Annotated in this window: 8 protein-coding genes; all 8 read right to left on the reverse strand. The window is 51.9% G+C overall.

From position 1 onward, the window contains the following. Positions 1-321 precede the first annotated feature (321 nt). Positions 322-1749 (reverse strand): MFS transporter, encoded by a 1428-nt coding sequence (locus VMT62_12035; protein HVN97151.1) that lies wholly within the window; start codon positions 1747-1749, stop codon positions 322-324. A 226-nt stretch (positions 1750-1975) separates the two neighbouring features. Then, positions 1976-4357 carry a pyruvate formate lyase family protein gene (locus VMT62_12040; protein HVN97152.1) on the reverse strand — a complete coding sequence of 794 codons (2382 nt, stop codon included), beginning with the start codon at positions 4355-4357 and terminating at the stop codon, positions 1976-1978. 78 nt (positions 4358-4435) lie between these two features. Further along, complete coding sequence (locus VMT62_12045) at positions 4436-5746, reverse strand: TRAP transporter large permease (GenBank protein HVN97153.1); 1311 nt, start codon at positions 5744-5746, stop codon at positions 4436-4438. Beyond that, a complete protein-coding gene (locus VMT62_12050; protein ID HVN97154.1) occupies positions 5743-6228 on the reverse strand; it encodes a TRAP transporter small permease in 486 nt (161 codons plus the stop codon). The genes VMT62_12045 and VMT62_12050 overlap by 4 nt, the downstream gene beginning before the upstream one ends. A gap of 90 nt (positions 6229-6318) precedes the next feature. Continuing rightward, positions 6319-7356 (reverse strand): TRAP transporter substrate-binding protein DctP, encoded by a 1038-nt coding sequence (dctP, locus tag VMT62_12055; GenBank protein HVN97155.1) that lies wholly within the window; start codon positions 7354-7356, stop codon positions 6319-6321. 212 nt (positions 7357-7568) lie between these two features. Then, positions 7569-8663 (reverse strand): NAD(P)-dependent alcohol dehydrogenase, encoded by a 1095-nt coding sequence (locus tag VMT62_12060; protein ID HVN97156.1) that lies wholly within the window; start codon positions 8661-8663, stop codon positions 7569-7571. A 25-nt stretch (positions 8664-8688) separates the two neighbouring features. Then, complete coding sequence (locus VMT62_12065) at positions 8689-10128, reverse strand: aldehyde dehydrogenase family protein (GenBank protein HVN97157.1); 1440 nt, start codon at positions 10126-10128, stop codon at positions 8689-8691. Positions 10129-10372: 244 nt separating this feature from the next. Beyond that, on the reverse strand, positions 10373-10969 hold a 597-nt coding region (dctP, locus tag VMT62_12070; protein ID HVN97158.1), incomplete at its 5' end, for a TRAP transporter substrate-binding protein DctP.

Genomic DNA, 10969 nt, shown 5'->3' on the forward strand with positions numbered 1-10969 from the left:
TATTATGGCTCCAAGAGGCAGGGGACAGACTGAAAATAAGGGTTCGGCGACCCAGGAAGTACTAAGTCCCCCTGCCTTTCTTGGGGCACATCTTACCTGCTTACATGACAGTTATACAGGAATTAATGGTAGGAGGAAGAAAACTTGTTCGTCATCCCTGCCGATTGAAGCAGGCATGGCCTTGGTAAACTATTCGCTTCTATTTCGCTTCTATCCGACTTGTAGAATAAGGACAGTCAGCGCTCTAAGGCGTTTCGATTCCCCCTGGGGACGCTCTTCTATACTCGACTCCATTGTTATTCCTCATATCAATCTGCTATTTTATGATCGGGATTTTCGGACGAGGCTCGTGAAGATGCCGATAACGCCGATAGCGGCGCCCAGTATAAGGGCCTCACTGAAGCTGGCTGTGACACCCAGTATTTTTGCTGACAACACATCAAAGCCTTTTTCCATGAGGCGCGTAGCCTGATATGCCTGATTACCGGTGAAGACCGCTCCCGCTATGGTGATCCCCAGCGAAACCCCTATTTGCCTTGCCGTCAAAGCAACAGCAGAAGCGGTCCCGAGCATATGGGCAGGGACCGAGCCGACGATAAGGCTGTTGTTAGGGGGTTGAAAGATTCCCATACCACTTCCCACAAGGATAACTCCCACCCCAAGGGCGATGAGCGTGCAGCCCGCACCCATGCGGCTTAAATAGAAGAGCCCCACACAATTGATGAATACACCAAGCGCGGACAGAAATCTCGATCCTATCTTGTCGGACAACTTCCCGCTCACCGGCGCAATAAGCACGACAGGCGCGGCCATCAGTCCCATGAACACGCCCACCAGGGAACCCGATGATCTTAGCCCTTCCATGAGAAAAAAAGGAATAAGAAAGATTGCCATGGAAGAGCTCACCGCGTAGACCATATTGGTGAGCGTGGCCGCCGCAAACAGCCGCTCTCTAAAGATTTTAATATCGATAACGGGCTGCTCCGCCCTCATCTCGGCACGCAAAAAGTAGAAAACAAAAAGCACGGACAGAATAGCTAAGACGAGTACCGAGGTGGTTCCGAACCCCCGCTTGCTCCCGAACGTGAGGCAAAGGGTGAGACACGAGAGCAAACCGAAAAGACCTATGGTGCCGTGCGCGTCGAACCTAAAGTGCGCATCTTCACTCTTCTGTTCTTTAATGATCATCCATGTCATGGCCAGTCCACATAACGCAATGGGTATTCGGGAATAGAATACAGCACGCCAGCCGATAAGATCGAGGAGGAACCCACCAAACACAGGACCGGCCACGAGCCCGACAGAATAGACGCTCGCCAATATGCCGAGAGTCCTGCCGCGTTCTTCTGCGGGAAAAACGGCCACACCGATCGCCATACTCAGCGAAAAGATCGTTGCCGCCCCGATGCCTTGCATGGCGCGCGCCGCTATAAGCTGACCGATACCCTGCGACAGGGAACAGCACGCGAGCCCCAGTGTATAGAGGGCCAGACTGACCATGTAGACCATTTTACGTCCTCTCGCATCGCCTATTCTCGAGAGGGAAAGCATGAGACTCTGGCTCGTGATGAGAAACGCTATGGTGAGCCATCCTATGGTAAGCGGGTCTGTGTGAAAAACCTGGGCCAGGCGCGGAAGACAGGCTGCAAGTATACTGTTGTCCAGAGACACGGTGAAGCTCACAATGGAAACCGTGACCAGCACCCACCACCTATAATGATTCGTTTCGCCGGCAGATAGTTTTTTCATGCTCACTGAATTTGATGCTTTATGTGATGGTTCATCATGCGTCAAAGATGATTTGACGCATGATAGACAATATTCACACCTGTCGATCATCTTACAAAACAGAAAGGAGTATACCCCATTGCATCGCCTTGAGGCAAATCCTCGTTGCCGCCGGCTCTCCGGTTAATGGCCGCTCAAAGCCCTCTGCCCTTAACAACGCGCCTATGGTCTTACTCTTCTCAAAAGCTCACAAGTTGTGAACCGTCCGATCGATAACCTCATTCTGTATCTCTTTTGTGAGATGCACAAAGTATGCACTGAATCCCGCTACGCGTACCATGATGTCTTTATGTTCATCTGGCGTTCTCTGGGCCTCTCGTAAGGCTTCAGAGTCCACCACATTGAACTGGACCTGTTTGCCGCCATTAAAGAAGTATGCCTTCATGGCCGAGGCAAGCTTCTTCTTGTCCTCTTCGGTCTTAAGCGCCGATGGGTGGAACTTCATGTTGAGCAGCATGGCGGCAAATCCATCCTGCGGAATATTAAGGGCGCTCTTGAACACAGCGAGCGGACCATTGGTATCGGTTCCCGATGCAGGGGAAGCGCACCCGTCAGCAAGGATATCTCCTGAGCAGCGTCCATCCGGGGTGGCCGCTGTTATCGCACCCCCGGGCTGATGTGAGGTAACCGATATGGCGGTAGGCTTCTGGGTGCCGCCATATGCCGCGGGTAACGCATTTGCGATTCTCGCCCAGTGATCATAGACCCCGCCTACCACGCCATCCACCTCCGGAATATCGTTTCCGTATTTAGGAAGCTTGAGGCATTTCTTATGCAAGTCCTCATATCCAACCCAATTGGCGTCCAGAGCACGCTTGAACTCGGAGAGGGTAACAACTTTAGCTTCGTACACGAGCTTCTTGATGGCGAAGAGCGAGTTGCCGAGATTCACCATACCCACGGGATTCATCAAATTATTGTTTTGCAGCTCATAAGGACGTTTGTAAACATCGAGGCCTATTTTGATACCGTCTACCATGAGGGCTGACATAAGGGGATTCGGCAGGGAATATCCGTAGGACATGGCCTCCGCGTTGTTACGTTCGGCGCCCATAGACATATAATTGGTGAATTCTTGAATGAAGGCGGCATAAAATTCATCGTAAGTCTTGAACCTATCAAGGTCACCCACCTTGTTACCGACCTGAAGTCCTGTCTTTCTGTCCACGCCATCGTTAAGGAAGAATTCCAACATCAAAGGCGTAATAAACATTCCTATTGTTATGGCCCGGGACCTGCCGGGCAGGTTCGCGTCCAAGCACCCGGTGATCACATAGTCACGGGCGTGTTCCAACGACACCCCGTAGGTGGTGAAAAAGTTGATGTACGACGGGTCACCGATGAATGCGGGCATGCTCAAGCCTCTGGCCTGCGCTTCAATACCTTTGAGAATCAAAGATTCCGGCGTAGATTCAGCAACTCGCATGGTAATTGTGTGGTGCGTGGTGGGGCATCGCATGAGAGCCTCGAGCACGAGGTAGCTCAGTTCATTGGTCGCATCGCTCCCATCCGATTTTACCCCGCCGATCGTCATATTGTACCACCGTGCCCTGCCAACCCCTCTTTTGCGGACCTCTTTGCCCGATATGTTGCTTATCTCCATAACCTTGAGCCTGAAGCACTCAAGGTATTCGAGCACCTCCTCATCCGTGATGCGTCCCGCTTCGATGTCCGCCTTGTAGAAGGGATACATATACTGATCAAAACGTCCGATGCAGGTGGTGGGAGACGGACTGGTCACAAGGAAAATAAACCAGACCGTCTGCAGCGCCTCTTTGAATGTCCTGGCGGGATACGCAGGCACCCTGCGGCAGGTCTCTGCTATCTCCAACAGTTCCTTCTTACGCTCGCCGTCCTTCTCCTGTTCAGCCATCTGACGAGCGAGCGCGGCAAAGCGACCGGCAAACCTTACCAGTGCTTCGAGACACATCTTCATGGCCTGAAGCGACACCGATTTCTCGTAAGAGTCAGTGTCAAAGAAACGGAGTAATTGCAGTTCCTCTTCACACTCCTCGATCATGGCATTCAGTCCTTTGTTCACGGGAAGATTGTAATCAGGGCATACGAGCAACCAGCCTGGTCCAAGTCCTAAACCGGAACTTGCCGTCCCCCCGCTCACACCGCTATCTCTCCATGGCGGGAGCGTCATACCGGAACGGTAATAGGGCTCCATATGATGGTGTCCAAGCATGATCCGGTTCATACCGCTCGTACAGCCGAATTGCGGATATCGTTCAAACAAAGCGAGCAACTCAGCTTCGTCTTTGGCTTCCAGCTTGAACCCATCCTCCTTCAAGGCGTCGAGCTCAAACTTGTTCCAGATGCTGAAACCCACATCCATCTCCAGGCCGAAGGGTTTACTCGCTGTGTTCCCAACGATCAATTCGCCGTCCATGATAAAAATGGGCACCCTGTCCAGGAAATTGGCCAAAGTCTTGCCGCGACGGTACACAGGCATCTCGTACGCATTTTCTGCCTCGGTTTCCAGGATGACCTTGAATTTTTCAATGCATATCGGGTTCTTGTCCGTTACCAGTCGTTCTCTCATCATATCAATGCGTTTACTCATGTTAATGCTCCTTGTTGTTAGTTTATCAGGATAGATCATTTCAAAACTCTCTACGCCTTTAGTCTTTCTACCGCCACTTCAAACTCTTGAGAGCAGAGTCGGTAACCATGTTGTTATAGCCGGCACAAACATGAACAGAGGCATGGTCACGAGTTCCATAAGCAAAAACGGCGTCGCACCCTTGAACACGGTAGTAAGAGAGAGGTCTTTCTCCAGTCCGGAAATAATGTATGCAACCATGCCAAGGGGAGGCGTGATGAGTGTGATTTCGAGCATGCGCACCTGGATCACTCCGAACCAGACCGGATCGAAATTAAGATTGGTAATAAGAATCGGGAAGAAGACCGGCAGCGTAAGAATCTGGATTGAAGGCGCCTCCATTACCATGCCCATGAGAAAGTACATGACGATGATAACGGACATAACCATCCAGCGGTTCACGTGTAACGAAGCAATCCACTGGGCGCATGCGTCAGGAAGACCGGTTTTTGCGCAGAAATAGTTGAAGACAAAAGCTCCCATCATAATAACCATGACCATACCGGCAGCTGTCATCGCTTCCATGAAGGCCTTGCCGAGCATCTTGAGCGTCAATCGCCTCCTGATAGCCGCGAGCATGATCGAACCCGCTGCACCCACGGCCCCCGCTTCTGTCGGCGTAAACCAGCCGATGATCATTCCACCGATAACAAAGATCACGAGGAGAAGAATCTCCCAGCACTCCGCGAATGCCTTGAATCGTTCCCTGGCCGAGATTCTGTCCGTGGGCGGACCAAGCCTCGGATCTCTAAGACAGAGCAACCAGATCGTAATCAGATAGGAAAGGATCGTGAGCAGGGCAGGAATAAGACTCGCGGCAAAGAGTTTGCCGATGGAAGTGCCCGTGAGGATAGCGTAGACAATAAACATGGTGCTTGGCGGGACAAGGCTGCCCACCGTGCCGCCCGCGCATACTGCGCCCACAGCAAGCCTCTGGTCATAGCCGTACTTTTTCATTTCCGGTAGTGCAACCAGACCGACGGTTGCAGCCGTGGCAAAGCTTGAACCGCTGCACGCGGCGAATCCCGTGGCGCCGAAAATGCTCGCCATGGCAAGGCCGCCCCGGCGATGCCCGATGAGCTTTGACGCAAACCGGAAAAGATCAGCCCCGAAGCCCGAGATAAACGTAACCTGGGCCATGAGCAGAAAGAGCGGCAGCACGGCAAAATTATAGTTTGCAATCACCTCAAAAGGCACAGTAGCCATCTTCGTCATTGCAGCGGGGAAGGGATAGAGCACGCACATACCGACAAGTCCGACGAAAGCGAGCGTATATCCTATGTGCATACCGCATGCGAGCAGGGCAAAAAGCACCAGAAAACCAAGCAGGCCGATAATTACAGGGCTCATTTCGACCCCCCTGCTTTGATTTTGTGAAGGAATTTGATGACAAGAAAGACAATCATAAAGACCACCGAAAGAAGCCATAATGCGCGAAAGGGTGTGATCGGAATTTTCAGGATCTCAGTTTGCTCCGATCTCTCCCATTTCACGAGAAGCAGAACCCAGCCGGCCCACAGGATGGCGACCCATACGACGATACTGAGAAAAGTGGTAAACGCTTCAAAGCATGCCCTTACGCGATGAGAAAGGCGCATAATGACTATATCGGCCTTTGCGTGGCGGTCCTTTTTTTCGCAGTAGAGAAAAGAAAACGCGCACGTCACTATTATTAAGGTTTCAACAAGATCATACGTACCGGCAAGCACATGATTGAAAGCCCTGGCAACAACGCCGGCAACGAGGATGATCATAACGATCGCCATTACGATCGCACCCAGCACCCCGCCGCCCGTCGCAAGGCCATTAATCACCTTCTCTACAAACCTCATCTCATACTCCTTTCTCCATGAAGGCACTTACCATCCTTTAGGACGGATGATAAGTGCGCTTTTCAACTGCCCGAGATAGTCGTCGGAACCTCACTTCTTATACAGCTTGATGAGTCGCTGCATTTCGGTGTAAATCTTTGTCCCGGGCATCCCTTTTGCATCCAGAAGTTTCGCCTGCTTTACGGCCGTGTTGACTATCGCGTTGTAGAACTTATCCAGGTCGGCTTTGGGCAGGGTAATGATTTCTATCTTGAAGTTCTTTGCATAGTCGTATCCAACCTTGTGGGCGTCCATGAGGGTTTTGTCCTGTTCACGTCCATACCAGTCGATATTGTTCTCAAAGATCTTTTGAATATCCGGCGGCAGCTTGTTCCACGTTTTCAGGCTCATGGCCCTGGTGCCGGTGTGCGTATAGTAGTAGTCAAATATGGTATAGTACTTACCCACCTCCGCAAAACTCATGGATTTGAGGGTTTCCGGGGGGACAAAAGCGCCGTCCAATACACCTTTCTGCATGGACATATATACCTCGGTCATGGGGGCTGCCAATCCCTCAGCGCCTAAATCTTTAAGCGCATCCATCAGCTCTCCCACGCATTTGATCCGCATGCCTTTCAGATCGTCCAGCTTTCTCACGGCCTTCTTGTTGGTGAGAAGCTGATAGTCGGTGCCGGAGGTCCACGCCATGACTTTGAGCCCCGCATACTCTTTCTCAATTTCGGGGAACTTTGCGATGACCTCCATGACAACACGTCTGCCGATGTCCTGATTCGCCCCGTGGGAAAAGGTGTACATGGCCTTGGTGATCTCATAGCCGGCCTTCTCGTACGACGGCGCAATCCACCCAACGTCGGCAACCCCGGTCCTGATCTCATCGGAACCATTCCTGATGTCCACGAGCGATCCACTCCAGTAAGGTTTAAACTTGACACGACCGTTCGTATCCTTTTCAATCTTCGTCATCCAGATCTTGTCGGCCACGCTCATCGTATGGTCAGGGCCAAAAGGCGAGGCATACGAGAGCTCGATCACGTCTGCGGCAGTCACCGGGGCACGGCTTATCAGAACGAGCGCCATGACCATCATCACTACTACAATAGTCCTAATCCCTTTTGCTCCTATTCTCATTTTTGCTCCTCCTCGGATTTGATTTTTTGGTTCTCTTGCCTGGCAACATCCGGATAAATTCGTGCCTAACATTAAGGACAGTCTCTTTGCCATTTCATCCTGCTCGCTTTTCACTTCTATTCTCACATGCCATCACGATCTGCGTCCCGGTTTGTCATCATTAATCACATCAACCATCACGCCCAAAGCCGCTGTCAAAAAACAACGGGAGTTTATGGGCGGAGAACTGCCTTTAGTGTCTTACCTTTTTCTGAGTCTTCAGCCGCCTGATTAATCTGATCGAGGTTATAGAACGTGATCATCCGATCGAAAGGGAAACGGCTTTGCGTGTACAGATCGATGAGCGTGGGGATGAAAACATCAGGGATCGAATCCCCTTCCACGATCCCCCTGACGGCGCGCCCGTTGAGAATGTTCTGACAGTCGAGACTCACCCTGCTGCCGAAGGGCGCCACCCCGATCAATCCGCACACACCCGTGAGGGTCAGACAATCGAGTGCCTGGGAAAGCACATCGGGAATTCCGGTACACTCGAGTGAGTACTTGGCGCCGCCCCCGGTTATGGTTCTTATCTCTTCCACGGGATCTCCATTCCTCGGATCGATAATATGCGTGGCGCCGAATTCTCTGGCCAGGGCTAGGCGGGTCATGTTGAAATCAACGGCAACAATCGTAGTACAGCCCACCACAACTGCCGCGAGCACCGCGCTTAATCCCACTGATCCCATGCCGAAGATGGCGATTGACGAGCCGGCTTCGGCCTTCAGGGAATTCATCACGCCGCCCGCGCCGGTCTGGACGCCGCAGCCAAGGGGTCCCAGTTTGTCGAGCGACACGTCCTGCTTCACTTTCACGACGTTTCGCTCCAAAGCAATGGCGTGGCTCGCAAAGGAGGATTGCCCGAAGAAGGCGCCATGGATAGGTTTGCCTTTCTTCTTCATGGTAGCCGATCCGTCGAGCCTGCTCCCCATGAAATTTGAAGGAAAGAAGTTGAGACAGTAAGTAGGAAGACCCTTAAGGCATGAAGAACAACATCCGCAGGAGAGATAACTCAGCACCACATGATCACCGGCTTTGACTTTCTGAACACGCGACCCTATCTTCTCGACAACCCCCGAACCCTCATGCCCGAGCACTGCTGGTAACGGAAACGGCAGATACTGGTCGCGAGCTACAAGGTCAGTGTGGCAGAGGCCTGAACCCGTGATTCTGACCAGCACTTCATTCTCTCTCGGATCATCAAGCTCCACATCCTCAATCACAAAGGGGCCAGACTTTTCACGTACCACGGCAGCTTTGATTTTCATTTAGTCCTCCTTGCCCTTGACCCTGTCAAAAGGGGAGCATTCTGCCTTTCTTCTGTATAGTAACCCACTTCAGCTCAGTCAGCTCTTCAATGGAGTATTGACCGCCTTCACGTCCCTGACCGCTCGACTTGCACCCGCCAAAGGGAGTGCACGCATCGGCATCGATCGAACCATCATTCACATGCACCATGCCCGCTTCCAGACCTTCAGCAAGAAAAATGGCCTTTTCGAGGTCTTTGGTTATGACCCCGGCGGAAAGCCCGTAGGTTGTATCGTTCGCAACCTCCAATGCCTGCTTTTCATCGTTAACAGGGATAACGGATGTGACCGGGCCAAACGTCTCTTCGTAATAGATTTGCATCTCACGGGTTATGGCCGAAAGCACGGTCGGCTTATAGAGCCTGCCTTCATGGGTACCTCCGGTGAGAAGTTTCGCGCCCTTTGCAACGGCATCCTGGACGTGAGCATGGATCTTTTGAACCTGGTTATCGCTGATCACCGGGCCGATGAACGTTGTAGGTAAAGAGGGATCGCCTACAGGCAGATGAGAGGCGAGATCAGCGAGTCTCTTGGAGAACTCCTCCGCAATAGGTTTCTCCACAATAACACGGTCCACGGACATGCATATCTCGCCCTGATGCAGAAAAGCACTGAAGGCGGCTGATTTAACGGCATATTCCATGTCCGCGTCGGCGAGGATAATAAGGGGGTTCTTCCCACCAAGCTCAAGCGTGTATTCCTTGAGTTTCGCGGCCGCTCTTTGCGCCACATGCCGTCCGGTCACCGTCTCACCGGTGATAGTCACAAACGAACAACGATCGTCGTCGATTAAGGCATCGCCCAGGATGCTACCTGGTCCGGTTATCACGTTCAGTACCCCTGCAGGAAGACCGGCTTTCTCGAAAAGTTCACCGATCTTGAGCCCGATGACCGGCGTTTCGCTGGCCGGTTTCAACACCACCGTGTTGCCGGTCGCGATCGAATAGGCCACCTTGTACATGGAAAGGATCAGCGGAAAATTCCACGGGGAAATTGCCACCACCGTGCCTCTTGGTCTGCGGATCGTCATGGATAATTTGCCGGGATCGTTATGAAACGTTTCCCCGAGGATTCTTTTGCTGTCGGCCGCGGCAGTCTCAAGGAGATCGACCGTTTGCGATATCTCGAACATAGCCTTGCCGAAGGCGCTGCCACCCTCCTGGATTAGCACGTCGGCAAACCCCTGCCTGTCGGCCTCGAGCATCTGTGCGGCTTTATAGAGAACCTGAGAGCGTACGAGCGGGGGTGTGGAAGCCCACTCTCTTCTTGCCGCATATGCGGCAGCCATAACACGGCGAGTATCCTCCACGTTCCCCTTTGCCACCCGCGCATATAATGCGCCCGTGTAGGGATTCAGGTCATCGAAGGTCGCCCCGGAAACAGAATCGACCCATTTGCCACCGATAAACATTTGATGATTTTCCATATTGATTCCCTCCGTTCCTGACTTTAGTCATGGACAGTTGCGATAAAGCGCTACCCTGAGCACAGGTAGCCCAACCATTGATTCCTGTCTCTTATTAGCGTTCACTCCTATGCCTCTATCTGCAGCGCCAACCGCTGGAAGACTCCTTTATTGATATTTCTAGCTCACAAATGGGGTTCCAATTAACTGTAGAACTCTTTGCTCATTATCTCAAAAAAACCAAGAGCTTACTTCATCCTCTAACCTACTTACTGTATTGCTGAATCAGCCGCTGTGCCTCATTATGTATCTTGGTGCCCGGTAGCCCCTTGGCGTCTAGCCCCTGCGCTTCCTTTTCGGCTATCACTTTCATCGGCGCGTAGAACTTGGCCATCTCTTCTTTTGAGATGGGTATGAATTCGACCCCGAGTTTTTTTCCTTCTTCCATGGCGTGCTGATTATGCCGATTGAATTCGGCTTCCGTCTCGCGGCTATAGTATTCGATATTGTTGTCCAGTACTTTTTTCACATCAGGCGGCAAGCTGTTAAATTTATCAACGTTCATCATCCTGCTGCCACTATGGGTGCTATAGAAATTGATCAGTGTGACATACTTTGCGACCTCGGCAAATTTCAGAGACTCAATCGCCTCGACCGGAATAATCACTCCATCTAGAATACCTTTTTGCAGGCCAACATAGGTCTCAGCGGCCGATATGGACATACCTTCTACTCCTAATTCTTTAAGAGCATTCGAAACATCGCCCACGACCTTTAGCCTCATGCCCCTGAGATCGGCCATCTTTCGCACAGGTTTCCTGGTAACAAGCTGATTCATGAACCCCTGCCAGCAAAGTACTTT

The organism is Syntrophorhabdaceae bacterium (assembly GCA_035541755.1).
Taxonomy (GTDB): Bacteria; Desulfobacterota; Syntrophorhabdia; order Syntrophorhabdales; family Syntrophorhabdaceae; genus PNOF01.

Excerpts from the sequence above, each read along its gene's own strand:
- VMT62_12065 (HVN97157.1), bottom strand. The coding sequence starts at position 10,128 with ATGGAAAATCATCAAATGTTTATCGGTGGCAAATGGGTCGATTCTGTT.
- VMT62_12045 (HVN97153.1), bottom strand. The coding sequence starts at position 5,746 with ATGAGCCCTGTAATTATCGGCCTGCTTGGTTTTCTGGTGCTTTTTGCC.
- dctP (HVN97155.1), bottom strand. The coding sequence starts at position 7,356 with ATGAGAATAGGAGCAAAAGGGATTAGGACTATTGTAGTAGTGATGATG.
- VMT62_12040 (HVN97152.1), bottom strand. The coding sequence starts at position 4,357 with ATGAGTAAACGCATTGATATGATGAGAGAACGACTGGTAACGGACAAG.
- VMT62_12060 (HVN97156.1), bottom strand. The coding sequence starts at position 8,663 with ATGAAAATCAAAGCTGCCGTGGTACGTGAAAAGTCTGGCCCCTTTGTG.
- VMT62_12035 (HVN97151.1), bottom strand. The coding sequence starts at position 1,749 with ATGAAAAAACTATCTGCCGGCGAAACGAATCATTATAGGTGGTGGGTG.
- VMT62_12050 (HVN97154.1), bottom strand. The coding sequence starts at position 6,228 with ATGAGGTTTGTAGAGAAGGTGATTAATGGCCTTGCGACGGGCGGCGGG.